Below are 23,721 nucleotides of genomic sequence, written 5' to 3'. Positions count from 1 at the left end.
GCCCACCTCCGTCGCCGTCACGGTCTTTTCTGGCGCTACAAGGTCCGCCTTTTACTGGTCTGTGGAGAGGACAAACACATCGCCGCCATCGCCCCTGGCCTTGCTGAGAAACAGTGGCTGGAGGGGCATCGGACGGCGCTGATTTACGGCGGCAGCCTGTCTGCTTTACCTGATGCCGAACGTCTGAACGCCCTGCGCAAGCTGCGCCGCAGCCGTCCGCTGGACGGCATTGTGCTGGCGCTTGATGAGGCTCAGGCCACCGCCGGTACGCTAGATAACGCTCTTCGCTCGCTCGAACAGTTCGGAGAGGCGCTGCACTACCAGCCATCGGTGTATCTGTGGCAGGTATGCGACACGCTGTGGCCACAGGATAACCGTGCTAGCCAGACGGTGGGAGTGCTGTTTCCGGCGCGGGCCACCCCAGAAACGGTTGAACGGCAGCTTCGCGCCATTCTGCCGTCCCTGCGTCAGCAGGGCATGCAACAGCTGTGCGCCAACCCGACCCATGATTTTCTGCTGCGGGTCGGACACTCTCTTGGGGAGAGCGGCATTGCCCGCTGGCGTGCGCTGCTGATGCCGTGGCTGACAGAGCACCTGAAGCGTATTCCGCTGCACGGCCTGATGTTCAGCCCGGCGCAGGCAGGGAAAAAAGTAACGGATGAGGCGCTTCACCCTCACAGCTGGTCCGCCCCGCCAGCATGGCAGGGGGTGATGACAGACTGTGAACGAGCTCGCGGCGTGCAGGTAGGGATGCCGTGGCAGCGTACGCTGGGCGTTACCCTGCTGACGCTGGTGATCCTGTGGGGCACGGGCAGCTTGCTCTCCTTTATCATTAACCGCCAGCATATTGTGACCGCCACGGAACGGGCGCAGCAGCTGGTTAACCATCCGGTAGTCAGTGATGAGCAGCTGGTGGCCTTGCAGGTGCTGCTTAACGATCTCGCACGTTTACAGCGCCAGCAGGCGCACGGCGCGCCCTGGTATCAGCGTTTCGGTCTCGACCACAGTGCGCAGCTTTTTGCTGCGCTGATGCCCTGGTACACGCAGGCGAATAACCGCCTGATACGCGATGCGGCAGTGCAGGCGCTCACGCAGCAGCTGACGGCGCTGGCGAACCTGCCGCCGCGCAGTCCGCAACGGGCTCGGCGTGCAAAAGCCGGTTATGACCAGCTGAAAGCGTATCTGATGATGGCGCGTCCGGACAAAGCGGATGCGGCGTTTTACACGCGGGTAATGACAGGCGCTCAGCCTGCCCGTGACGGCATCTCTTCGGCGATATGGCAGAGCATCGCACCCGATCTGTGGGCCTGGTACATGCAGAACCTGCCGTCACAGCCTGCCTGGACAATAACGCCGGATGCCGCGCTGGTGACGCAGGCGCGCCAGGTGTTGCTGGAGCAAATCGGTAAGCGTAATGCTGAGAGCACCCTGTATGAGACCATGCTCACTCAGGTGCGCCGAAATTATGCCGACATGACCCTTGAGGATATGACCCCGCAGACCGATGCAAGCCGTCTCTTTACCACCCAAGAGGTGGTGCCGGGAATGTTTACCCGCCAGGCATGGGAGGGCGGCATCCAGGATGCAATTGATAAAGCGGTGGCCTCCCGGCGCGACGAGATTGACTGGGTCCTGAGCGATAACCGGAAAAGCGTCTCAGGGGATGTCTCCCCGGAGGCGTTGAAGCAGCGCCTGACGGACCGCTATTTCGCTGACTTCGCCGGTGCGTGGCTGAACGTCTTAAACAGTATCCGGCTTAACCCGGCGCACACTATTGCGGATGTCACCGACCAGTTAACGCTGGCCAGCGATGTTCGCCAGTCGCCGTTGATTGCCCTGATGAATACCCTGGCGTACCAGGGGCAGACCGGCCAGCAGAGAGAGGCGATATCCGACTCGCTGATGAAGTCGGCAAAAAATCTGCTGGGTAAGGGCGATAAACCGGTGATTGACCAGCAGGCCGCCGGGCCTGTCAGTCCGCTGGACGGCACGTTCGGACCGCTCCTGACCCTGATGGGGAAAAACAACGCGCAAAACGTGATGGCGGCGGACAGTTCGCTCAGCTTACAGACCTATTTAACCCGCCTGACCCGCGTGCGCCTCCGGCTTCAGCAGGTGGCAAGCGCGCCCGATCCGCAGGCGATGATGCAGCAGCTGGCGCAGACCGTATTTCAGGGAAAAAGTGTGGATCTCACCGATACCCGGGAATACGGCAGCCTGATGGCGGCGAGCCTGGGCGAGGAGTGGGGTGGTTTTGGGCAGACAATGTTTGTCCAACCCTTGACCCAGGCCTGGGAAACGGTGTTACAGCCCTCAGCGGCCAGCCTGAACGAGGCGTGGCAGCGATCCATTGTTGCTAACTGGCATGCGGCTTTTGACGGGCGCTACCCCTTTTCCGCAGGCAAAAATGACGCTTCGCTGCCGATGCTGGCGGCGTTTATCCGCCGCGACAGCGGTCGTATCGACCGTTTCCTCACCAGCCAGCTGGGTGGCGTGCTGCACCGGGAGGGCAGTAGCTGGGTGGCGGACAGCACCCACAGCCAGGGGCTGGCGTTTAGTCCGGCATTCCTCAGGGCAATTAATCAGCTGAGCGAGTTATCTGACATTCTGTTTACCGACGGCAGTCAGGGCATCAGTTTTGAGATGCAGGGCGTGGCCATGCCGGAGATTGTCGAGACCCAGCTGACCCTCGACGGGCAGACGCTGCACTATTTCAACCAGCTTGCCGACTGGCAGAGCTTCCGCTGGCCGGGGGTGATTAACAAACCGGGCGCGATGCTGACCTGGACCTCTACGGCGGCAGGCGCACGGCTGTTTGCCAATGACAGCGGTCCCTTGGGGGTTATCCGTCTGCTGGAGAGGATGAAGCGGCAGAAGGAGAGCGACGGCCTGTACCGTCTGACCCTTACCGCGCCGGACAACCGGCAGCTGCAGTGGCTGCTGCGCACGGAGCTTAGTGACGGCCCGCTGGCGCTGCTGAAGCTACGCAACTTCACGCTTCCCACGCAGATATTTAGCGTAGATACGCTGAACGCAAAACGGACGAATGAAAATGAATTCGATGCAAATGAAAGGAGTGAATAATGGCGTCCGTTGATTCCCTGCTGGCCGCCTGCCAGCTACGGGCAGACACGCAGGCGCAGGAGGCACAGTCCCGCCTTGCCCTGTGGGAAAACTGGTTGAAGCCCATCTCTGATGACAATCCCACCGGCGGCGATCCCGGCTATGACGACGATTTTCAGCAGATGCGTGAGGAGGTCAACAAGCTCTCCGGCGCAGACACGGCGCTGATTTGCCAGCTCGCGGAAAAACTGCTGACCACCATCAGCAAGGATATCCGCGTTGCGACGTATTACACCTGGGCGCGGTTGCATCGTGATGGGGAAGCGGGGCTGGCGGATGGACTCGAACTGCTGGCTGGCCTGATGCAGCGCTTTGCTACACGGCTTCATCCGCAGCGGGAGCGCAGCCGGAAAGCGGCGCTGGAGTGGCTGGCCAGCAGCCGGATGCTGGACAGCCTGCTGCTCTACCCGGAGGTGACAAAAAGCGAAGCCGGACGCATCGCCGGGGCGCTGTGGCTGATTGAGCGGGCAGTTGAACAGATGGCAGCAGACGATCCCCCGCAGCTCGGTGCCCTGTATGGCGCGCTGGAAACCCGCCTGCTGAAATCCGGCGGTATGGATGCAGTCGTGCCACAGAACGTCAGCGAGGGCAGCCACACCATGCCCCCGTTCGGCAGCGTGCCGCCGTTGGCGGGTATTGCATCAGGGCAGGAGCTGCTGACCCAGGCACGTACCCTGGCAGACTACCTGAGAAGCCAGCCGGACGGCTGGCTGGCCGCCCATCGGCTGATAAAAAATCTCCGACATGACACCCTGCACCAGCTCCCGCCGCTCTCCGCCGACGGTAAAACCCGCATCGAACCGCCCAAGCCGGAACAGCGTGCCCAGCTGAAACGGCTATACCTGCAACAGAGCTGGCGTGAGCTGATGGAGGAGGCAGACAGCCTGCTGTCGCGCGGCGCTAATCACCTGTGGCTGGACGTGCAGTGGTATCTGCACCAGGCGCTGGTGAAATCTGGGCGGGAAGCCGAGGCCGCCATTATTCAGGCTGACCTAAAAGGCGTGCTCTCGCGTCTGCCGGGGCTGGAGACGCTGGCTTTTAACGACGGCACGCCGTTCGCTGATGAAGTCACCCTCAACTGGATCCAGCAGCAGGTAACGGATAACCCTGCGGGCTGGCAGGACAATACTACGGCGGCGTCCGCGAGGGCATCCGGCGACGACGATATTTTGCTCCTGGAGCCGGAAGCGCTCACGCTGGCCGACAGCGACGGCCCCGATGCGGCGCTGGCCTGGTTGCAGGCCCGCCCTGGGATCGCCACGCCACGCAGCCGCTGGCTGCTGCGTTTACTGATGGCGCGCATTGCCGAACAGACGGGCAAAAACGAACTGGCCCTGCACCTGCTGGCTGAGCTGGATGCCCTGTCGGCAACCCTGACCCTGACGCAATGGGAGCCGGGACTGCTGTTTGAGGTAAAGGCGAGAAGGCTAAAACTGCTGCGCATGAAGGCCGGACGCAGTGAAGCAGAGAAAATCCGCCTACAGCCGGAGATGGAGATGTTGCTGGCTGGGCTGATCGCCCTCGATCCCTCAAGAGCTGCCGTGCTGTGCAGCTGACGTTTTTATTCACCTCCTGATATCTGAGATATGCAATGGACGACTTAACCCTGCGTTATTTTGACGCTGAAATGCGCTATCTGCGCGAAGCGGGTGAGGAGTTTGCCCGCGCCCATCCTGACCGAGCCGCAGCGTTAAACCTCGACAAAGCGGGTGCCCGCGATCCCTATGTGGAGCGGCTGTTCGAAGGTTTTGCCTTCCTGATGGGGCGGCTGCGTGAAAAGCTGGACGACGACTTGCCGGAGCTGACCGGCGGGCTGGTCAGCATGATCTGGCCGCACTATCTACGCACCATTCCCTCCCTCTCCATCGTGGAGTTTTCTACCGACTGGCGGGAGATGAAGGAGCCGGTCACTGTGGCCAAAGGGTTTGAGGTGCGCTCGCAGCCCATCGGTGAAAAGCGAACCCGCTGCCGCTATACCACCACCCAGCCACTGACCCTGTTGCCGCTGTCGCTTTCCCATGCAGACATTACTACAGAGCCGGACGGGCGCTCGCTGATCCGCCTGCGTTTTGAGTGCGGACCGCTGGCAGACTGGCGCAGTATGGATTTAAGCCGCCTCCCTCTGTACCTGAATGCCGACGCCGCGCTGGCCTGTGCGCTGCACGAAGCGTTCACGCTCAACGTAGCGAAGGCAGGGATCCGCTTTCCCGGCGACATCGAGCGCAGGCCGCTGGATGCCCATTTTGCCGTCTGCGGCTTTGACAAGGACGAGGCGCTGCTGCCGGAAAGTGGCGGCTTTAGCGGCTATCAACTACTGCTGGAGTATTTCACCTTCCGCGAGAAGTTTATGTCCGTGGCACTGCGCGGGCTGGAAAACGTCCTCTTTCCGGAAAACCTGCCCTGGTTTGAAATCGATCTGGTGCTGAATCAAGCGTGGGCTCACGAGTTTTCCTTTTCAGCGAAGCAGATCCGGCTGCACTGTGCCCCGGTGATTAACCTCTTCCCGCTCGAATCTGACCCGCTGCAGCTGGACATGCTCCAGACCGAGTACCTGCTGCGTCCGATGCGCATTCAGGACGGCCATACGGAGATCTACTCCGTGGACTCCGTCACCTCCTCGCGCCATTCCGGACATCAGCTGTATGTGCCGTTCACCAGTTTCCGCCATAAAGGGGGCATGCTGCGCCACGACACGCCGGAATACTATTACCACACGCGAGTGAAGCGCGGTGCTTCCGGGCTGCACGATACCTGGCTGATCCTCGGCGGGGAGGCGTTCGATAACCATACCGTACCGGAAGACGAAAAACTCTCCCTCAGCCTGACCGGCACTAACGGCCAGCTACCGCGTCGTGCGTTGCAAAGTACGCTGCTGGATACGGTGGTCAAGTCCACCACCTCGCGTATCCAGGTGCGCAATCTCTGTACGCCCACGCTGCCGTGTTACCCGCCGGATCGGGACCGCTTTCACTGGCGGGTGTTGAGCCATCTTGGCAGCAGCTTTCTGTGGATGATGGATAACGCCGATGTTCTGCGCGGCGCGCTGGCGCTGTATGACTGGACGGATAACGAGATGAACCGCCGCCGTCTGGCGGCAATTGTCGATGTAAAACACGGTGAGATAGAGCGCTTTGAACAGGGGCACTTTATGCGGGGCGTGCAGGTAGAGGTGACCCTGGACAGCAACGGTTTTGCCGGACATGGCGATATCTGCCTGTTTGGTGAAATGCTCAACCGCTTCTTTGCTCTGTACACCGATATCCACCTCTTTAACCGTTTGATCCTGATACTGCAACCTACCGGAGAACGTCTTGAATGGCAGGAGAACCACAACCCCCGCATCCCCGGTTAAGCCCAAGGCTTGAGCGGGATATCCATCGCATCAACTTCTACCGTTTCTGTCAGCTGCTGGAGAAATCGCGCCCTGAGGCACCCGCGCTGGGTATCACGCTGAGCCCGGCGGACGACCCGGTGCGCTTTCGTCCGCATCCGGGGATGGGCTTCCCGGTCAGCGAGCTAAAGGCAGTGGAATATGATGAGGATAACCCTGACGCGCCGCCGACGGTGCGCACGACGTTTATGGGGCTGTACGGCGTGGATTCGCCACTGCCCACCGCCTGGCTGGATGACATTGCGCAGCGGCGGGAGGGGCATGAGGCGCAGGAAGCTTTTCTCGATATCTTTAACCATCGTATTCTGACCCAGTTTTACCGTATCTGGCGCAAGTATTCCTACCCGGCAACCTTTGAGGCCGGGGGCAGGGACCGCACCTCCCAGAGTCTGCTGGGGTTGATTGGCCTGGGCATTCCCAGCACGGATAACCATATCGCCACTCCGGTATCGCGTTTTCTGGCGCTCCTTGGCGTGATGCGTCTGCCGGGCCGTACCGAAGAGGGGATTCAGGCGCTGGTGCGGCTGCTGGCTCCTCGCACGCAGGTGACCGTCATGCCGCACTCTCCGCGCCCGGTTTACATCGATCATCACTTGGGTTTTTACGGCGATGACGATTTCCAGCTCGACGGCTATACGGTGCTGGGTGATGAAACGACAGAGATTGGCAGCCAGCTGCTGATAGCCCTGTATACCGAAGACCACGCGGAGGCGCAGAGTTGGCTGCCGGCGGGGCAGACCTATGATGATTTTCTGGTGCTGCTGCGGGTTTACCTCGGCTGGCGCTACAGGGCGCTTATCCAGCTGACCGTTCCCACGCAGTTGCTACCCGCCCCGGTGCTAGGCGAGACGCCCTTTGTCCTCGGCATGACCGGCGTTCTGGGCATGGAGGGCGATGACGTCCCGCCGGATCTGCCTGCCACCTTCACCATTGAGGCCGGGAACTACCGTGGTATGTCACCCGCCGTTACATCACAAGGAAACCGACGTGTTGCGTACTCTGTTGACTAAACGACTCTCTTTGCTGCTGCTGCCAACGTTACTGGCGGGGTGCGGCCTGACGCAGAGCGTCAGCGACGGCACGGCGTCCGTAGTGAAGTCTGTTTTTTATAAGCAGGTGAAAACCCTGCATCTGGACATCACCGCCCGCCAGGCATTGAATACCGATGGCCAGGAGAATACCTCCCTGTCGGAACCGCTGATGGTACGGATCTACCAGCTTAAGGACCGTAAGAGCTTTGATAAAACTGTTTACCAGCAGCTGCTGACGCAAGGTGATGATGCGCCGGGCGCGGATCTGCTTGCCAGCCGCAGTGTGGTGGTGAAGCCAGGAGAAGATGTCAGCCTGGATATACCCCTGGATGACAAAGCGCAGTTTGTCGCCGTGGTGGCGCTTTTCCGCGCACCGGAGATGGCGAAAAATAGCTGGAAACGGGTGTTGTCTCGCGACGAGCTCGATCCGGACAGGCCCCGCGTGATTGAAGCCGAACAGAACCGGCTGATTCTGCAACCGTTGAAGGATGATTGACCATGTCGCCACGCCATAGCGCCCCCTCACTCTACGAAATCCTCTACGGCAATTTCACCGGCGACCTCGACCTGAACCAGGTCAGTGAGCAGAACCAGACGATCCTGTCAGTGCTGGACAACATGCAGCGTATTCTGAACTGTCGCGCCGGGACGCTGGCGCACCTGCCGGACTACGGTCTACCGGATATGACCAAAATCTTGCAGGGGATGCCGGGAACCGCGCATCAGCTGATGGGAACCCTGTCAGCCGTATTGCTTAACTATGAGCCCCGGCTGAAGAAGATTGAGGTCGTCCTGCTGGATCAGACGATCCCCGGCGAGCTGCGTTATGCCATTGATGCCGAACTCAGAGGCGTCGGACTCGTGCGCTATGGCACCGAGTTTATGCCGGAAGGGCGGGTGCTGATCCGCCACCTGAAGCAACAGAACTACATCAGTTAGAACTACATCAATTAGAAAATCCCTGTCTTTCAATTCACGGATACATCAATCATGAAACATCCAGAACCCCGACATCTCCGGACGGGCGACGATCCGCGTCCGTTCCCTGACTTCATTGCGTTGCGCAATGAAATGAGCAAGCTGACGCATCCCGCCAGGCCGGATATCGACTGGCAGCGCGTAGAGCAGCTCTCCCTCTCCCTGTTTGAAAAAAATGGCGTTGAGCTACAGACAGGGGCCTGGTATACCCTGGCGCGCAGCCATCTGGCGCGGGTGGCAGGCATGCACGAAGGCGTGAATATCATTGCGGCAATGCTGGGCCATCGTTGGGCCCAGGTCTGGCCTCAGGCCAATCACCCGCGTGCGGAAATTCTCTGCGGACTGTTTCAGCGGCTGCATAAGGTGTTTCGCACCTTTACTCTGAACGCTGAGGATTACCCCCAGCTACAGCAGTTGGAATCGACGCTGGATACCCTGAGCGACATTCTGGCCCGACAGGCGCTGCAGCAGGTAAGCCAGATAGCGCCTCTGCTGCAACAGGTACGCCATGCGTTGATGCACGTAGAGAATGCTTCCGAGCCGCAGGGGATATACGCCATCCCGCAGTTGCAGGGCGCAAACGTTGAGGGGATCCACGCAATAGCACCTACAGCAAAACGTGCCGGTGCTTTCCTGAGCGGGATGCTGACTGCCTTTGTGCTGAGTGCCGTTGGCTTTGCGGGATGGTACTCCCTGGCCCGTCCGGATGCGCTCTCTGCGCTGCCGGACGACCAGGCGCTGAGCAAGACGCCGGATGCGTCGCTTACGGGCTGGCATCAGGGGATGCTCACGCTGCAAAACCTGAGTGAGCGGCTCAATGCCCTTGATGGTCAAAAGGGAAAATACCTTACCGTCAGCGAGCTGAAATCACAGGTGTTTGCCGCCACGCTGGCCTTTAACAAGACGGTGCCGGTAGAGGAGCAGCTCCGTCTGATGTCGGAGCAGCAAACGCCTGAAACGATCCCGGATGGGCAAAAACGTCAGACAAAGCAGCACCTACAGCAGCTTATTACCGATTATTTCGCCCTGACGCGCGGCGTTACGCCTCGTCAGCAACCATCGGCAGCGGCCAGCCGCCAAGCCGTTTCCAGCGGTTGACGATCTCGCAAAACAGCAGCGCGGTCTGCTCGGTATCGTACAGCGCGGAGTGGGCCTGGGTGCTATCAAACGACAGGCCAGCGGCCGTGCAGGCTTTTGACAGGACGGTTTGACCCAGCGCCAGCCCGCTTAAGGCAGCGGTATCGAAGGTCACAAAGGGGTGAAACGGGTTGCGCTTGAGCGCCGCGCGCTCTGCTGCCGCCATCAAAAAGCCGTGATCGAAGGTAGCGTTATGCGCCACCATAATGGCGCGGTTGCAGCCAGAATCTTTAATTCCCTTGCGCACCATTTTGAAGATTGCGTGCAGCGCATCGTATTCGCTGACCGCCTCGCGCAGCGGATCGTTAGGATCAATACCGTTGAACGCCAATGCCTCGGGGACAAGGTTAGCACCTTCAAAGGGCGCAACCTGGAAGTGCAGGGTGCTGTCCGGCATCAGCCAGCCGTCGCTATCCATCTTTAGCGTTATGGCGGCAATGTCCAGTAGCGCATCGGTTTTGGCATTAAACCCGGCGGTTTCAACATCAATCACGACAGGGTAAAAACCACGGAAACGGTCGCAAAGACCGGTGAGCTGTGCGTTATCGGACATAGGATCTCTTAATACAGGAAAAAGCAGCGCGCATTATGGCAAACTTTAAGTAGGGATTGTACTTTAAGTGGGGATTGCATAGCGCAGATAAAACAACGGGCGCAGAGTGCGCCCGCCAGGATCAGTTACCCAGGCCGCGGCCCGCGTCTTTCTCTTCGATCAGCTCGATTTTATAACCGTCTGGATCTTCAACAAATGCGATAACGGTAGTGCCGCCCTTAACCGGACCAGCTTCGCGGGTCACGTTGCCTCCGTTCTGACGAATGCGCTCGCAGGCTTCGGCTGCGTTATCCACGCTCAGGGCGATATGACCATAGGCGTTGCCCAGATCGTAGCTATCCACGCCCCAGTTATAGGTCAGCTCAATCACCGCTTCATCGCTCTCCGGGCCGTAGCCAACGAAGGCCAGCGAGTATTTATACTCGGTGTTTTCGCTGGTGCGCAGCAGCTGCATGCCCAGAACCTTGGTGTAGAACTCAATGGAACGTTGCAGGTCGCCAACGCGCAGCATGGTGTGAAGTAAGCGCATAATATCCTCTTTCGTTTTTTTGCTCAGGCATTTAAGTCATAAAGTCTATTTTAGTATAGCGGCGGATCCCTGCCGCTATCAATGCCAGTGACGGAGTATCGATTACAGCGTCGGGTAGTCGGTATAGCCTTCCGCGCCGCCGCCGTAGAAGCTCTCCGGGCGCTGCGGGTTCAGTTCAGCTTTACGCTGCAGGCGCTCGACCAGGTCCGGGTTAGCAATGTAGTCGCGACCAAAGGCCACCGCATCGATCAGCCCTTTGGCAATCAGGTTTTCTGCTTTCTCAGGCGTGTAGGCACCGGCACCGACGATAGGGCCGTGGAAACGCGCACGCACTTTTTCACGGAACGCATCGGTGTAAGGCTGGCCACCGGCCCAGTCCGGCTCGGAGAGGTGCAGATAGGCAATGCCGCGCTTAGCTAACTCTTCGATTAAGTAGAGCGCATCGGCCTCTTCGTTATCGCCATTATCAGTGTTCTGGAACGTACCGATTGGGGAGAGACGGATGCCGATACGGTCTGCGCTCCACTCTTTGCTTACGGCGTCGACCACTTCCAGCACCAGACGGGCGCGGTTCTCAGCGCTGCCGCCGTACGCGTCGGTGCGATGGTTGGCAGACGGAGAGAGGAACTGGTGCAGCAGGTAGCCGTGGGCGGAGTGCAGCTCCACCAGGTCAAATCCAGCTTCGCGTGCGTTAGCGACGGCCTGACGGAAGTCGTTAACGATGCCCGGGATCTCGCTGATATCCAGCGCGCGCGGCGTAGAGGTATCGACACGGATGGAGTTACCGTTTTCGTCACGCAGCGAGGTGCGGGTTCCGGCGTTAATGGCCGACGGGGCCACCGGCGCGTTGCCGCCCGGCTGGATGCTGGCGTGGGAGATACGACCGGTATGCCAGAGCTGCACAGCCATGTGGCCATTTTCAGCGTGAACGCCGTCGGTGATCTTTTTCCATGCGGCAACCTGCTCAGGGCTGTGCAGGCCAGGGGCACCGGCATAGCCTTTCGCCTGGGCAGAGATCTGCGTTGCCTCGCTGATGATTAACCCGGCGCTGGCGCGCTGACGGTAGTATTCACCCATCAGCGGAGTAGGGATATCGCCTGGCTCAATGCTGCGCAGACGCGTCAGAGGAGCCATAAAAATGCGGTTCGCCGCAGTAATCGCACCCACTTTCAGCGGGGTAAACAGTTTGTTCGACATAACATCTCCTGAATAGACCGGTCGACTAGTTAAAGGTCAAATAAAACGCCTGTATTACTCAGGCGTGATAAGTATTGTTTTAGCATGTGCTACCGCGCTCTCCAGCGGTAGGGCACTGCGGGAAATCTTAGCCTGCAAATTGGCACCCAGCCACAGGGCATAGAGGACCTGCCCTTGGGTCAGGGCATCACCTTCAAAGGCCAGGCAGCGGGAACGACGTCCGTTCTCCAGCGCCTCGGCCAGCAGCGCGATGACGCGGCTTGCGCCTCTGTCCATTGCGCTGCGCATATCCTCAGAGAGATCGCATACCTCAGCCGAAAGCTTCACCGTCAGGCAGCCGCTAATAATGCCTTTCTGCGAGAACTGATTAAGCGTCTCCTGGAAATAGGCGATGAGCCGATCGCGGTAGTTACCGCTGCCGTGAGCAAAGTGGTGCGCTAGCCGCTGGTGGTAGCCGACATAGTGACGCTCAAGCATGGCCACGCCGAACGCCTCTTTCGAGCGAAAATAGTGATAAAACGAGCCCTTCGGCACTTCTGCCGTTTTTAATAGCTCGCTGAGACCCATGCCGGTGAACCCGCGGTGCATGCAGAGCTGCTCGCCGGTTGCCAGTAAGTGTTCACGGGTATCGTGTTCGGTATCTCTGTTCATAACGATCACTCTAATAGACCATTCGGTCTAATGCAAGGGTTGCTTTCTGGCCCGGGGGCGTCTTCAATAGTTACTATCGATCGTTAACAGGAGGAAGGACGTGCCGGAACAGCTGGAGTTTTTCCCCATTCTAAGCCCATGCCGGGGGATTTGTCAGACCGACGAGCATGGCTACTGCCGGGGCTGCCTGCGCAGCCGGGATGAGCGCTTTAACTGGCAGCGCATGAGCGATAGCGAGAAGCAGAACGTTTTACGTCTCTGCCATCAGCGAGCCCTGCGTAAAAAGCGTGCGGGTAGCCAACCGGCAAGCGAAGAACCGCAGCAGCCCTCACTGTTTTAAGCGTCGTTTCCCGTATACTCTGTGCCTATCTCTTTACAAAGAAAGGAAGCGGTTATGGTTCAGCGTATTACCCTCGCGCCCCAGGGGCCAGAGTTCTCCCGTTTTGTCATGGGCTACTGGCGTCTGATGGAGTGGAACATGTCCCCCCGCCAGCTCGTCAGCTTTATTGAAGCGCATCTGGATCTGGGCGTCACCACGGTCGATCACGCCGATATCTACGGCGGCTACCAATGTGAGGCCGCCTTTGGCGAAGCGCTTAAGCTGGCTCCGCACCTGCGCGAGCGTATGGAAGTGGTCTCTAAGTGCGGCATTGCCACGACTGCGCGTCCAGAACACGTTATCGGCCACTACATCACCGATAAGCAGCACATTATTCGCAGCGCCGAGCAGTCTCTGGCTAACCTGGCGACCGATCGCCTCGACCTGCTTCTTATCCACCGTCCCGATCCGCTGATGGAGGCCGATGAGATTGCCGAGGCGTTTCTTCAGCTTCACCAGAGCGGCAAGGTGCGCCACTTCGGCGTCTCTAACTTTACGCCAGCACAGTTTGCCCTGTTGCAGTCGCGTCTGCCGTTCACCCTCGCGACTAATCAGGTTGAGCTATCCCCGGTGCACCAGCCGCTGCTGCTTGACGGCACGCTCGACCAGCTTCAGCAGCTGCGCATTCGCCCGATGGCCTGGTCCTGCCTTGGCGGTGGGCGGTTGTTTAGCGATGAGGCTTTGCAGCCCCTGCGCGACGAGCTGGCTCAGGTTGCTCAGGAGATCAATGCTGAAACCATTGAACAGGTGGTTTATGCCTGGGTGATGGCGCTGCCATCGAAGCCGCTGCCGATTATCGGCTCCGGCAAAATCGAGCGCGTACGTACGGCCATTGCCGCTGAAGCACTCACGCTTACCCGCCAACAGTGGTTCCGCATCCGTAAAGCCGCGCTCGGGTACGATGTACCCTGATAGCTGATTATCTGATTCTCCGGTGGTATCTGTATCCCTGGTTTAAACTTCAGGGATAACAGCCAATAACCGGAGATCATATGAAGCGATTAAGTCTGGCCGTATTAACCCTGTTAGCCTGCACCGGTGCGCAGGCTGCCAGTGACGAAGTTGAAATGCATCTTGTCACTTCTCAGGGCGTAGGGCAGTCCATCGGGACAGTGAAGATCACTGAAACGGATCAGGGACTGGAATTTGCCCCGGATTTGAAAGCGCTCCCGCCTGGCGATCACGGTTTTCACGTTCACGCCAAGGGAAGCTGTGAGCCTGCCATGAAAGACGGTAAGGCCTCAGCGGCTGAAGCGGCCGGGGGGCACCTCGATCCGCACACCACGGGTAAGCATGAGGGGCCAGAAGGCGCGGGCCATACGGGGGATCTGCCGGTGCTTCAGGTCAATAACGACGGTAAAGCCACCCAGCCCGTGGTTTCCCCGCGTCTGAAAAAGCTGGATGAGGTGAAAAACAGAGCGTTGATGATCCACGTCGGGGGCGACAACTATTCCGACAAACCAGAGCCGTTAGGCGGCGGTGGGGCACGCTACGCCTGTGGTGTGATTAACTAACTGCGATTAACTCACTACGTGAGCATTCCTGGCGGTGGCGCTTGTACAAGCTGCGACAGTGAGATCTGTAGCCGCCAAATAAGCGCCGCCAGCTCGCGGGCGGCGGGCTGATGGTGATGCGATAAGGTGTCGCAGATACGCTGTAGCTGCTGCAACGTATTGGCCAATTGACGTTGGTTGACTCCCCGCTCGCTCATCACGTTCCGTAAATGAGCTATGCAAATGTCTCTGACGCGGGAAAGTGGATCGGATCGGGTTTCCCACTCACGAAGCTGCCAGACCACATGCGAGCAGTTGAGCAGTACTACTCCCCAACGTAATAGCCAACGACGCGCGAGCGCATCCTGACTATTACTCAGCTGGCTGATGTGATGATAGGCCAGCGATTCAAACTCAGATTCGCTATACGATGGACGTCGGCTGAGCTGATCGACGAAGTCACGGCGCAGAGCACGTATACGGCGGCGGCTTTTACGGGCATCCGAGCCGGGGCGTAGAATAGCGAATGCCAGCCACGAGAGCGCCACCCCGACAATTTTTGCCGAGTTATCATTAAGAAAATCAGCAAAGTCGTATACAGGCGGATTGGTCACGGCGATAAACGATCCCATAAATACAATCAGCTGCCCCCACAGCCCCGCCAGCTTCGTCATTTGCAGCTTCAGCAACTGCATGGTGGTCAGCAGGGGAAAAAGAAACAGCAAAAATTGCCAGAGGTCGGTTATTTGTACCATCAGGCCAAACTTCACCACAAAGCTGAACAATGACAGCAGCACGAGGGTACGCATCAGTAAGGTGAGCGATTTAAACGGGGTGGCGACGATGGAATAGAGCACGCAGCTTATCGCCGCCAGTGATAGCGCACTGGCACCGGACTCCCACTGGGTGCCAATACTCCATGCACCCACCGCCATTAACGTACAGAAGGTCCGCGTACCGCTCCATAAGGCTTCCATACTATCGGTATGACGCGCCAGGCCCGAGCGACGACTGGCTGTTTGCAACGAGACGGGCGCGCCGTTTTCCAGCGCTCGCAGCCAGCGACTACTTTGCAGATACAGCGCGCAGAAATAGCGTAGCCGTTGCCAGAAAGCGAGGTGGTGATAGTCGCTATCATCGTGGGGACGTAGCGGGACGATAATCCGTGCGATGTGGTAAGCGTCCGTACTGGGACTGGCCAACGCAGAGAGCAGCTGTTCTATGATTTCACGGGTTTGCGCGGGCGGGTTGGGCCAGTTCAGCAGCAGGCGGCGAAGGCTGGAGATGACGCTGGTCAGCCGTAGCTGGTGGTGTAGCAGCGCGTTAAGCAGGGCATTCTGGCGACGAAAGCGGTAATGACTCCAGAATGCCTGAATGCGTAACAGATTCATCGTCAGGATCTGGTTGATGACCCCCTCATGCGCGGACCGTATGGCATCGTTGGTTTCAGGCTGCCAGAGCAGACCGGCATGTTCCAGTAAGCGCGCATGCATTTTTTTCAACGCGGTGAGCAGGGTGGTGCCATCCGAGGTGCTGGGCAGGATCATCATCATCAGTCCGCCGCAAACTATACCCAGCACGACCTCGCAAACGCGAGCCTGAGCAATATCCCACAGTTGGACGGTATCAATGAGATTAACGGTCGGGAAGGCAATAATGGCAGCGGTATAGCCCGACAGTTGAAAAGCATAAGCAACGTTATTGGTAAAGTAGGCGCAGGCCCAGGTACACAGGCCGAGCCAGGCCGCCATGCTGACTAAGAAGAGCCATGGCTCATTTAAGGTATGACCTGCGATGATCAGCGCCGCCGTAGCGCCCAGCAGGCTGCCGGCAATACGACCAAGACTCTTGCTGATCACGCCGCCCACGGTTGGAAAGCTCACCACGGCAGCAGAGGTCATCGCCCAGTAGGGCTCATCCAGGTTAAAGCAGTAGGCAAGCGTTAGGGCAAGGCACATGGCAATGGCGTTACGTAATGCATATCGCCATTGCCCGGCTGTTGCTTTAAACCAGGGCGTATTACGCCAGCCCAACGACGAAACATTCATTAGCGCTGACCAATCGCAACGCTGCAGGTCGTACCGGAAATCAGCGTGATATCCCGGGGCAGCGAGTCGAACGCTATTCGCACCGGCACGCGCTGCGCCAGGCGTACCCAGGGAACATTGGGTTTAATGTCGGGTACCAGGCCCGAATCGCTCTCTACGCTTTGATCGTAGATGGCGCGACCAATGCTGGAAACGTGACCCTGTAACTTTACGTTGCCGCTGTACAGCGTTATAACGGCCGGTGCGCCTTCGCGAATATGGCGCAGTTTTGTCTCTTCAAAATAACCCATCACATAAAAAGAGTGGCTGTCGACGAGGGCGAACAACGGCTGGCCTGTGGTGGCGTAGTCCCCTGTACGGGTTGAAAGATTGGTTACCCAGCCTGCCACCGGGGCGCGAACGTCCGTCTGTGCAAGCTGCCATTGCGCATTTTTTAACGCCGCTTCGGCTGCCTCAACGGTGGCCTGAGCCGCTTTTACGTTCAGATTGGCGGTATCCAGATCTTCTGCAGAGATATAGTTACGCGACAAACGCTGGCGGCGCTTGGCTTCGTTAGTGGCTTTTGCGAGGTCCGATCGCGCTTTAGCCCGCTCGGCTTGCGCATTAAGTATCGCTATGTTAAAAGGCGTTTTATCTATAGTCAGCAGCAGATCGCCAGCGTTGACGAACTGATTATCTTTAATCGTGAGCCGAGTAATGCTGCCGGAAACCTGGGGCGTAATACTCACCTGCTCCGCACGAACTTTGCCGTCGCGGGTCCATGGGGACTGCATGTAGTAGTTCCACACCCACCATCCTGCCAGCACCGCGACGACGGCGATCACAATTGTTGAAAAATATTTAACTGTTTTAAGCGACATACTCACCACGCTACCAGCAATACAAAACTCAGACAGACGCAAAGCGTAAAGATCGACAGATCCATCAGCAGGGGATGCCATATTTCCCCTGAATAGATCCAGTCGCGCAACAGACGATGCGCCATGAGCCAAATAATGAATCCGCAGGCGAACGCCTTGAAAAAGGGAGGGAAATAGAGAGATGCGCCGATCACCAGATCCTGTAAGGGCAATCCTGTTGCATTAAGCGTAAGCGTCACAAATCGTAATCCTTTGCATTAGCTATCATTGTTTATAGGTTTAGCAAAAACCTCGGCAACGCACTCCTTTTCTGCTCTAAGCTGATCGGATCAGTGAGAAGTAAAACAGGCAATACGTTTGTTTTGAAAATATAAATATTGCACACTATTCTAAAATCAGCATAATAACTTAGCAAGCTAATTATAAGGAGATGAAATTGGAATCGCCATTGGGTTCTGATCTAGCACGTTTGGTACGTATCTGGCGTGCACTGATTGACCATCGCCTAAAACCTCTGGAATTGACGCAGACACACTGGGTAACGCTGCATAATATCCATCAGCTGCCGCCCGAACAGTCGCAAATTCAACTGGCAAAAGCGATCGGCATTGAACAGCCGTCGTTAGTACGTACGCTGGATCAGCTGGAAGAGAAGGGGCTTATTTCCCGTCAGACCTGCGCCAGCGACCGTCGTGCAAAACGTATCAAGCTCACCGAGAAGGCCGCGCCGATCATTGATGAGATGGAGTCCGTCATCAATAAAACCCGGGGAGAGATCCTCGCCGGTATCTCTGCCAGCGAGCTGGAGCAGCTCATCAGCCTGGTGGGTCGCCTTGAGCATAATATTATTGAATTACAATCGCGTGACTAACGCTGACAAGGGCCTTGCGAAAGCAGGGCTTTTTTATGGCGGGACGTTTTGGATAGCAAGAAAAAGGGCCGCTGCAGCGACCCCTGTAAGAATACTTAGCGTGGAGAAACGGTCACCTGGCTGCCGTTGCTGGCAATGACGACACGCTGACCAGCCGCGAAGCGGGTATTGCCCTGCTTCTGCACCACCATAATGGTGTTACCATCGTCTTTGCGGATCTCCAGCTCTACGCCCTGGCTTTTATTAATCGCGCCCTCTACGCCTTGACCGGCGACGCCGCCTGCTACTGCGCCTGCGGCGGTAGCCAGCGATCGACCCGTGCGGCCGCCAACGGTATTACCGAGGAAACCACCCAGCACGGCACCGCCCAGCGCACCAATCACATTGTTTTCATTGCCGCCCTGAATCTGCACCGGACGCGCATTGACAATGGTCCCGTAAGTGACATTTTGCACCTGTTTAGCTTCGGATGCGCTGTAAACGTCGCCTGACAGGGTGCTGTCATTCGCACAGCCCGCCAGAGTGAAACCAATCAGGGAAACTGCCAGTGTACGTAAAATCATCTATGAATCTCCTGTTCACCTAAAACGCTCGGACGAGCATCCGTCATCTCTAAATTATATGGCATTTAAAGATAACAGGTCACACCTTCCGCCAAAACAATGCGAAAATAGTACGGTTGCAGCGCTTAACTTTACTTAAACAAGCCCAAAATGGACAACCTAACCGATGCAAATTCGGACTGAAAAGCAAAATAGCGCTACACATATCCTGGGCATCCGCTTTAAGGTGGTGTCGTGAACTCAAGCCACGCAGACAGATAAGGACGGCATATGAAATCGGGTCGCTATATTGGCGTCATGTCAGGCACTAGCCTTGATGGGGTAGACGTTGTCCTCGCGGCAATTGACGATCGCATGGTGGCGCAGCAGGCAAGCCTGAGCTGGCCTATTCCCGTGACGCTGAAAGAGGCCATACTCGCTATCTGCCAGGGCCAGCAGCTGACGCTCTCTCAGCTGGGGCAACTGGATAGCCGGCTGGGTAAACTGTTTGCCGATGCCGTACTGGCGCTGCTTAAACAGGAGAACCTGCGGCCGCAGGAGATTGTCGCTATCGGCTGCCACGGCCAAACTGTCTGGCATGAACCCTTGGGCGACGCGCCGCATACGTTACAAATTGGCGACAACAACCAGATCGTCGCCCGCACGGGCATTACGGTCGTGGGCGATTTCCGCCGCCGGGATATCGCCCTCGGCGGCCAGGGCGCACCGCTGGTGCCTGCATTCCATCAGGCGCTGCTGGCGCATCCGGTAGAGCGGCGCATGGTGCTCAACATTGGCGGCATTGCCAATCTCTCTCTGCTCTTTCCTGGCCAGCCGGTCAGAGGCTACGACACCGGTCCGGGCAATATGCTGATGGACGCGTGGATCTGGCGGCAGAAGGGCCAGCCCTACGATAAGGACGCCAGGTGGGCAAAAGCCGGTAACGTTATCCGGCCGCTGCTGCAGCAGATGCTCAGCGATCCGTGGTTTGCCCGCCCCGCACCGAAAAGCACCGGACGGGAGTACTTTAACTATGGCTGGTTGGAGCGTCAGCTCGCCCATTTCCCCGGTCTTTCAGGCAGCGATGTGCAGGCGACCCTGGCAGAGCTGACCGCGGTCAGCATTGCTGAGCAGGTACTGTTGAGCGGCGGCTGCGAGCGTCTGATGATATGCGGCGGCGGGGGGCGAAATCCGCTGGTGATGGCGCGGCTCGCCAGTCTGCTACCGGGCATTGAGGTCGGCACCACCGATGAGGCGGGTATCAGCGGGGACGATATGGAAGCGTTGGCCTTCGCGTGGCTGGCGTGGCGCACCATCGCCGGTCTACCCGGAAATCTCCCCTCCGTGACCGGCGCTTCGCAGCCCAGCGTGCTCGGAGCCATCTTTCCCGCGAATCCACGACATAATCAGACATAACCTAAATTCTGTTTTGTAACGAGACGTTAGACTAAAACAAAACAGGGGCAGAGCCGTGATACGATCTGCCCCGGGATATGTTTTAGGACGGATCATGAAAAGATTATTGATTGCTTTACTACCCGTAATGCTTGCCGGTTGTACGACCTATAACCAATTTATGGAGCATATGCACACCGACACGCTGGCCTATCAGTGCGATGATGAAAAACCGCTGACGGTTAAGCTCAACCAGACCCGTCAGGAGGTCAGCTTCACGTTAGAGGATACGCCGCTGACGTTACAGCAGGGTCTTTCCGCCTCTGGCGCGCGCTATACCGACGGGATCTACGTCTTCTGGTCCAAAGGGGATAACGCCACGGTTTACAAGCACGATCGCATTATCTTGAATAACTGCCAGCTACAAACCCCGCAGCGTTGAGATTTTTACCCAGGCGGCGCACAATAGCGCCACCTGAACCTTCACGTAGCGAACGCCATGTCAGACAACCACGATGCAAATAACAGCGAGCTGCAGCACATTGCGCACCTGCGCCGCGAGTACATCAAAGGCGGCCTGCGCCGCGCCGATCTTCCTGCCCAGCCGCTAGATCTTTTTGAACGCTGGCTCGCCCAGGCCTGCGAGGCCCGTCTTGCCGATCCCACGGCGATGGTCGTGGCGACGGTAGATGAGAGAGGCCAGCCTTATCAGCGTATCGTTCTGCTCAAACACTATGATGAAAAGGGGTTGGTGTTTTATACCAACCTCGGCAGCCGCAAGGCGCACCATATTGAAAATAACCCGCAGATCAGCCTGCTGTTTCCCTGGCACATGCTGGAGCGCCAGGTGATGGTCATTGGCAAAGCAGAGCGTCTTTCGACGCTGGACGTGGTGAAGTATTTCCACAGCCGCCCGCGCGACAGCCAGATCGGCGCATGGGTCTCGCAGCAGTCCAGCCGCATCTCCGCCCGTGGCGTCCTTGAAAGCAAGTTCCTTGAGCTTAAGCAGAAGTTTCAGCAGGGCGAAGTGCCATTGCCGAGCTTTTGGGGTGGATTCCGCGTCAGCATCGAGCAGATGGAGTTCTGGCAGGGGGGGCAGCACCGCCTTCACGATCGTTTTTTATACCAGCGTGAAAACAGCGGCTGGAAAATCGATCGCCTCGCGCCTTAATGGCTGAAAAATGTTGATTTAAGCGCTGGTACTCCGGGTTCCAGCGCTTTATTCTATCCCTCTTTCGTAACGAGCGAAAAGTCGTGTACCGGCAGAGGTGCAGCGTTAGATACATGGAGAATTTGATGGCAAGCGGTAACTTGATTAAACAATTGCAAGAGCGGGGCCTCGTGGCCCAGGTGACGGACGAAAATGCGTTAGCAGAGCGACTGGCGCAAGGCCCGATCGCGCTCTATTGCGGCTTCGATCCCACCGCCGACAGCTTGCATTTGGGGCATCTGGTTCCATTGTTATGCCTGAAACGCTTCCAGCAGGCAGGGCACAAGCCTGTGGCGCTGGTAGGTGGCGCAACAGGCCTGATTGGCGATCCGAGCTTCAAAGCCGCCGAGCGTAAACTTAACACGGAAGATACTGTCCAGGAGTGGGTAGATAAGATCCGCAAACAGGTTGCGCCTTTCCTCGACTTTGACTGCGGTGACAACTCCGCCATTGCGGCAAACAACTACGACTGGTTTGGCGGCATGAACGTGCTGACTTTCCTGCGCGATATCGGGAAGCACTTCTCTGTAAACCAGATGATCAACAAAGAGGCGGTAAAGCAGCGTCTTAACCGTGACGATCAGGGCATCTCTTTTACCGAGTTCTCCTATAACCTGCTGCAGGGCTACGATTTTGCCTGCCTGAACGAGCTGCACGGCGTGGCGCTGCAGATTGGCGGCTCCGATCAGTGGGGTAACATCACCTCCGGTATCGACCTGACCCGCCGTCTGCATCAGAACCAGGTCTTTGGCCTGACCGTTCCGCTGATCACCAAAGCCGACGGCACCAAGTTTGGTAAAACCGAGGGTGGAGCAGTTTGGCTCGATCCGAAGAAAACCAGCCCGTATAAGTTCTACCAGTTCTGGATCAACACCGCCGATGCCGACGTCTACCGCTTCCTGAAGTTCTTTACCTTTATGGATATCGCGGAGATTAACGCCCTGGAAGAGGAAGACAAGAATAGCGGTAAAGCGCCGCGCGCCCAGTATGTGCTGGCCGAGCAGGTGACCCGTCTGGTACACGGCGAAGAGGGACTGGAAGCGGCGAAACGCATTACCGCCAGCCTGTTCAACGGTACCCTGAGCGATCTGAGCGAAGCTGACTTTGAGCAGCTGGCCCAGGACGGCGTCCCGATGGTTGAAATGGAGAAGGGCGCGGATCTGATGCAGGCGCTGGTGGATTCTGATCTTCAGCCGTCTCGTGGCCAGGCTCGCAAGACCATCGCCTCTAACGCGGTCACCGTCAACGGTGAAAAACAGTCCGACGCGGAATACACTTTTACCGACAGCGATCGTCTGTTTGGTCGCTATACGCTGCTGCGTCGTGGTAAGAAAAATTACTGTCTGATCTGCTGGAAGTAATGCACTAAGCACAGGGAGTGAGAAATCACTCCCTTATTTTTATGTCCGGGTAAGAAAATGAAGAATATCCTCGCCATCCAGTCTCACGTCGTCTTTGGTCATGCCGGCAACAGCGCTGCTGAGTTCCCTATGCGCCGCCTTGGCGCAAACGTCTGGCCGCTGAATACGGTTCAGTTCTCTAACCACACCCAGTACGGCAAGTGGACCGGCTGCGTGATGCCGCCCTCACACCTCACTGAGATCGTGCAGGGCATTGCCGATATCGACAAGCTGAAGACCTGCGACGCGGTGTTAACCGGTTACCTCGGGTCTGCCGAGCAGGGCGAGCATATTCTGGGCATTGTGCGCCAGGTAAAAGCCGCCAATCCGCAGGCGAAATATTTTTGCGATCCGGTGATGGGCCATCCGGAGAAGGGATGCATCGTTGCGCCCGGCGTCGCGGAGTTTCACGCGCGCTATGCCCTGCCTGCCAGCGATATTATTGCCCCAAACCTGATTGAACTGGAGATGCTCTGTGGCCACCCGGTTAACAGCATCAGCGAGGCTGTTTCCGCCGCCCGCGAGCTGATTGCGCAGGGGCCGGAGATTGTCCTGGTCAAGCACCTGGCGCGCGCTGCTAAAAGTATGGAGAGCTTTGAGATGCTGTTGGTTACGCAGCGCGAAGCCTGGCACATCAGCCGTCCGCTGGTGGATTTCGGTATGCGTCAGCCGGTCGGCGTGGGCGACGTTACCAGCGGTCTGCTGCTGGTTAAACTGCTTCAGGGGAGATCCCTGCGCGATGCACTGGAGCACGTGACGGCGGCGGTTTATGAAATCATGCTCACCACCAAAGAGATGGGCGAGTATGAGCTGCAGGTGGTGGCTGCCCAGGATCGCATCGCCCGCCCCGAGCATCTGTTCCGCGCTGTAGAAGCATAATCTGGGCTGAAACGTAGGCCGGGCAAACGCAGTGCCGCCCGGCGTTGCACACAG

Annotated in this window: 24 protein-coding genes; 16 read left to right on the top strand and 8 right to left on the bottom strand. The window is 57.9% G+C overall.

The genetic code is table 11. The features are described from left to right. The 7 genes from FN633_RS03980 to FN633_RS03950 all read left to right on the top strand — a co-directional run. On the top strand, positions 1-3,084 hold a 3,084-nt coding region (locus tag FN633_RS03980; RefSeq protein WP_154058817.1), incomplete at its 5' end, for an ImcF-related family protein. Next, positions 3,084-4,679, top strand: coding sequence for a type VI secretion system protein TssA (gene tssA, locus FN633_RS03975; protein WP_154056831.1), 1,596 nt, complete (start codon positions 3,084-3,086; stop codon positions 4,677-4,679). The genes FN633_RS03980 and tssA, both read left to right, overlap by 1 nt. Before the next feature lie 35 nt (positions 4,680-4,714). Further along, positions 4,715-6,475, top strand: coding sequence for a type VI secretion system baseplate subunit TssF (gene tssF, locus FN633_RS03970; protein ID WP_154056830.1), 1,761 nt, complete (start codon positions 4,715-4,717; stop codon positions 6,473-6,475). After that, the gene (tssG, locus tag FN633_RS03965; protein ID WP_154056829.1) at positions 6,439-7,524 is read left to right on the top strand and encodes a type VI secretion system baseplate subunit TssG; all 1,086 of its coding nucleotides are present in this window, start codon (positions 6,439-6,441) and stop codon (positions 7,522-7,524) included. Before tssF ends, tssG begins: the two co-directional genes overlap by 37 nt. Next, positions 7,502-8,041, top strand: a complete 540-nt coding sequence (gene tssJ, locus FN633_RS03960) for a type VI secretion system lipoprotein TssJ (RefSeq protein WP_243731473.1) — start codon at positions 7,502-7,504, stop codon at positions 8,039-8,041. The genes tssG and tssJ overlap by 23 nt, the downstream gene beginning before the upstream one ends. Before the next feature lie 2 nt (positions 8,042-8,043). Continuing rightward, positions 8,044-8,484 carry a type VI secretion system baseplate subunit TssE gene (gene tssE / locus FN633_RS03955; protein ID WP_154056827.1) on the top strand — a complete coding sequence of 147 codons (441 nt, stop codon included), beginning with the start codon at positions 8,044-8,046 and terminating at the stop codon, positions 8,482-8,484. 51 nt (positions 8,485-8,535) lie between these two features. Further along, entirely contained in the window at positions 8,536-9,621 is a 1,086-nt protein-coding gene (locus FN633_RS03950; protein WP_154056826.1) for a VasL domain-containing protein, read from the top strand. Here FN633_RS03950 and rnt read toward each other — a convergent pair. The 4 genes from rnt to FN633_RS03930 form a co-directional block, all read right to left on the bottom strand. Then, positions 9,563-10,213, bottom strand: a complete 651-nt coding sequence (rnt, locus tag FN633_RS03945; RefSeq protein WP_042393813.1) for a ribonuclease T — start codon at positions 10,211-10,213, stop codon at positions 9,563-9,565. The two genes, FN633_RS03950 and rnt, sit on opposite strands and share 59 nt — an antisense overlap. A 121-nt stretch (positions 10,214-10,334) precedes the next feature. Further along, a complete protein-coding gene (gloA, locus tag FN633_RS03940; RefSeq protein WP_042393810.1) occupies positions 10,335-10,742 on the bottom strand; it encodes a lactoylglutathione lyase in 408 nt (135 codons plus the stop codon). Between the two features lie 102 nt (positions 10,743-10,844). After that, the gene (nemA, locus tag FN633_RS03935) at positions 10,845-11,939 is read right to left on the bottom strand and encodes an alkene reductase (RefSeq protein ID WP_154056825.1); all 1,095 of its coding nucleotides are present in this window, start codon (positions 11,937-11,939) and stop codon (positions 10,845-10,847) included. 54 nt (positions 11,940-11,993) lie between these two features. Further along, entirely contained in the window at positions 11,994-12,590 is a 597-nt protein-coding gene (locus FN633_RS03930; RefSeq protein ID WP_154056824.1) for a TetR/AcrR family transcriptional regulator, read from the bottom strand. 100 nt (positions 12,591-12,690) lie between these two features. Here FN633_RS03930 and FN633_RS03925 point away from each other — a divergent pair, with 100 nt between their 5' ends. The 3 genes from FN633_RS03925 (at position 12,691) to sodC (ending at position 14,483) form a co-directional block, all read left to right on the top strand. After that, positions 12,691-12,930: a DUF1289 domain-containing protein gene (locus FN633_RS03925; protein WP_154056823.1), complete on the top strand. Its 240-nt coding sequence runs from the start codon at positions 12,691-12,693 to the stop codon at positions 12,928-12,930. 54 nt (positions 12,931-12,984) lie between these two features. Further along, complete coding sequence (locus FN633_RS03920) at positions 12,985-13,881, top strand: aldo/keto reductase (RefSeq protein ID WP_154056822.1); 897 nt, start codon at positions 12,985-12,987, stop codon at positions 13,879-13,881. Between the two features lie 80 nt (positions 13,882-13,961). Continuing rightward, complete coding sequence (gene sodC / locus FN633_RS03915; protein ID WP_154056821.1) at positions 13,962-14,483, top strand: superoxide dismutase [Cu-Zn] SodC; 522 nt, start codon at positions 13,962-13,964, stop codon at positions 14,481-14,483. A gap of 14 nt (positions 14,484-14,497) precedes the next feature. Here sodC and FN633_RS03910 read toward each other — a convergent pair whose 3' ends face one another. Genes FN633_RS03910 through FN633_RS03900 form a run of 3 tightly spaced genes read right to left on the bottom strand, consistent with a single transcriptional unit; the run spans position 14,498 to position 17,609 of the window. Beyond that, on the bottom strand, positions 14,498-16,510 hold the full coding sequence (locus FN633_RS03910) for an FUSC family protein (protein ID WP_154056820.1): 2,013 nt from the start codon (positions 16,508-16,510) through the stop codon (positions 14,498-14,500). Then, positions 16,510-17,370 (bottom strand): efflux RND transporter periplasmic adaptor subunit, encoded by an 861-nt coding sequence (locus FN633_RS03905; RefSeq protein WP_154058816.1) that lies wholly within the window; start codon positions 17,368-17,370, stop codon positions 16,510-16,512. Before FN633_RS03905 ends, FN633_RS03910 begins: the two co-directional genes overlap by 1 nt. Positions 17,371-17,372: 2 nt before the next feature. Further along, positions 17,373-17,609 carry a DUF1656 domain-containing protein gene (locus FN633_RS03900; RefSeq protein ID WP_154056819.1) on the bottom strand — a complete coding sequence of 79 codons (237 nt, stop codon included), beginning with the start codon at positions 17,607-17,609 and terminating at the stop codon, positions 17,373-17,375. A 191-nt stretch (positions 17,610-17,800) separates the two neighbouring features. Between FN633_RS03900 and slyA the strand changes: the two genes are divergently transcribed. Further along, on the top strand, positions 17,801-18,241 hold the full coding sequence (gene slyA / locus FN633_RS03895) for a transcriptional regulator SlyA (RefSeq protein ID WP_042393785.1): 441 nt from the start codon (positions 17,801-17,803) through the stop codon (positions 18,239-18,241). Between the two features lie 95 nt (positions 18,242-18,336). Here the strand turns inward: slyA and slyB are convergent, their stop codons facing one another. After that, entirely contained in the window at positions 18,337-18,804 is a 468-nt protein-coding gene (gene slyB / locus FN633_RS03890; protein ID WP_154056818.1) for an outer membrane lipoprotein SlyB, read from the bottom strand. 270 nt (positions 18,805-19,074) lie between these two features. Here slyB and anmK point away from each other — a divergent pair, with 270 nt between their 5' ends. From anmK to pdxY, 5 genes are all read left to right on the top strand, one after another. Then, complete coding sequence (gene anmK / locus FN633_RS03885; RefSeq protein ID WP_154056817.1) at positions 19,075-20,199, top strand: anhydro-N-acetylmuramic acid kinase; 1,125 nt, start codon at positions 19,075-19,077, stop codon at positions 20,197-20,199. Positions 20,200-20,293: 94 nt separating this feature from the next. Further along, positions 20,294-20,620 (top strand): C-type lysozyme inhibitor, encoded by a 327-nt coding sequence (gene mliC / locus FN633_RS03880; protein ID WP_154056816.1) that lies wholly within the window; start codon positions 20,294-20,296, stop codon positions 20,618-20,620. A 57-nt stretch (positions 20,621-20,677) separates the two neighbouring features. After that, entirely contained in the window at positions 20,678-21,349 is a 672-nt protein-coding gene (gene pdxH / locus FN633_RS03875; protein WP_154056815.1) for a pyridoxamine 5'-phosphate oxidase, read from the top strand. 125 nt (positions 21,350-21,474) lie between these two features. Next, on the top strand, positions 21,475-22,749 hold the full coding sequence (gene tyrS, locus FN633_RS03870; RefSeq protein ID WP_144811827.1) for a tyrosine--tRNA ligase: 1,275 nt from the start codon (positions 21,475-21,477) through the stop codon (positions 22,747-22,749). A gap of 57 nt (positions 22,750-22,806) precedes the next feature. After that, positions 22,807-23,667 (top strand): pyridoxal kinase PdxY, encoded by an 861-nt coding sequence (pdxY, locus tag FN633_RS03865; RefSeq protein WP_154056814.1) that lies wholly within the window; start codon positions 22,807-22,809, stop codon positions 23,665-23,667. Positions 23,668-23,721 lie beyond the last annotated feature (54 nt).

Source organism: Pseudescherichia vulneris (assembly GCF_902164725.1).
Taxonomy (GTDB): domain Bacteria; phylum Pseudomonadota; class Gammaproteobacteria; order Enterobacterales; family Enterobacteriaceae; genus Pseudescherichia; species Pseudescherichia vulneris.
Note: the sequence above shows the minus strand (reverse complement) of the source record. Positions and strands in the feature narration are given on the sequence as shown.

What these genes read in the sequence shown, in the direction of transcription:
- rnt (WP_042393813.1), bottom strand. Translation starts at nt 10,213, where the DNA reads ATGTCCGATAACGCACAGCTCACCGGTCTTTGCGACCGTTTCCGTGGT.
- tssG (WP_154056829.1), top strand. Translation starts at nt 6,439, where the DNA reads ATGGCAGGAGAACCACAACCCCCGCATCCCCGGTTAAGCCCAAGGCTT.
- pdxH (WP_154056815.1), top strand. Translation starts at nt 20,678, where the DNA reads ATGTCAGACAACCACGATGCAAATAACAGCGAGCTGCAGCACATTGCG.
- tssA (WP_154056831.1), top strand. Translation starts at nt 3,084, where the DNA reads ATGGCGTCCGTTGATTCCCTGCTGGCCGCCTGCCAGCTACGGGCAGAC.
- FN633_RS03950 (WP_154056826.1), top strand. Translation starts at nt 8,536, where the DNA reads ATGAAACATCCAGAACCCCGACATCTCCGGACGGGCGACGATCCGCGT.
- FN633_RS03905 (WP_154058816.1), bottom strand. Translation starts at nt 17,370, where the DNA reads ATGTCGCTTAAAACAGTTAAATATTTTTCAACAATTGTGATCGCCGTC.
- sodC (WP_154056821.1), top strand. Translation starts at nt 13,962, where the DNA reads ATGAAGCGATTAAGTCTGGCCGTATTAACCCTGTTAGCCTGCACCGGT.
- tssE (WP_154056827.1), top strand. Translation starts at nt 8,044, where the DNA reads ATGTCGCCACGCCATAGCGCCCCCTCACTCTACGAAATCCTCTACGGC.
- tssF (WP_154056830.1), top strand. Translation starts at nt 4,715, where the DNA reads ATGGACGACTTAACCCTGCGTTATTTTGACGCTGAAATGCGCTATCTG.
- FN633_RS03910 (WP_154056820.1), bottom strand. Translation starts at nt 16,510, where the DNA reads ATGAATGTTTCGTCGTTGGGCTGGCGTAATACGCCCTGGTTTAAAGCA.
- FN633_RS03920 (WP_154056822.1), top strand. Translation starts at nt 12,985, where the DNA reads ATGGTTCAGCGTATTACCCTCGCGCCCCAGGGGCCAGAGTTCTCCCGT.
- pdxY (WP_154056814.1), top strand. Translation starts at nt 22,807, where the DNA reads ATGAAGAATATCCTCGCCATCCAGTCTCACGTCGTCTTTGGTCATGCC.
- nemA (WP_154056825.1), bottom strand. Translation starts at nt 11,939, where the DNA reads ATGTCGAACAAACTGTTTACCCCGCTGAAAGTGGGTGCGATTACTGCG.
- anmK (WP_154056817.1), top strand. Translation starts at nt 19,075, where the DNA reads ATGAAATCGGGTCGCTATATTGGCGTCATGTCAGGCACTAGCCTTGAT.
- mliC (WP_154056816.1), top strand. Translation starts at nt 20,294, where the DNA reads ATGAAAAGATTATTGATTGCTTTACTACCCGTAATGCTTGCCGGTTGT.
- slyB (WP_154056818.1), bottom strand. Translation starts at nt 18,804, where the DNA reads ATGATTTTACGTACACTGGCAGTTTCCCTGATTGGTTTCACTCTGGCG.
- tyrS (WP_144811827.1), top strand. Translation starts at nt 21,475, where the DNA reads ATGGCAAGCGGTAACTTGATTAAACAATTGCAAGAGCGGGGCCTCGTG.
- FN633_RS03930 (WP_154056824.1), bottom strand. Translation starts at nt 12,590, where the DNA reads ATGAACAGAGATACCGAACACGATACCCGTGAACACTTACTGGCAACC.
- slyA (WP_042393785.1), top strand. Translation starts at nt 17,801, where the DNA reads ATGAAATTGGAATCGCCATTGGGTTCTGATCTAGCACGTTTGGTACGT.
- gloA (WP_042393810.1), bottom strand. Translation starts at nt 10,742, where the DNA reads ATGCGCTTACTTCACACCATGCTGCGCGTTGGCGACCTGCAACGTTCC.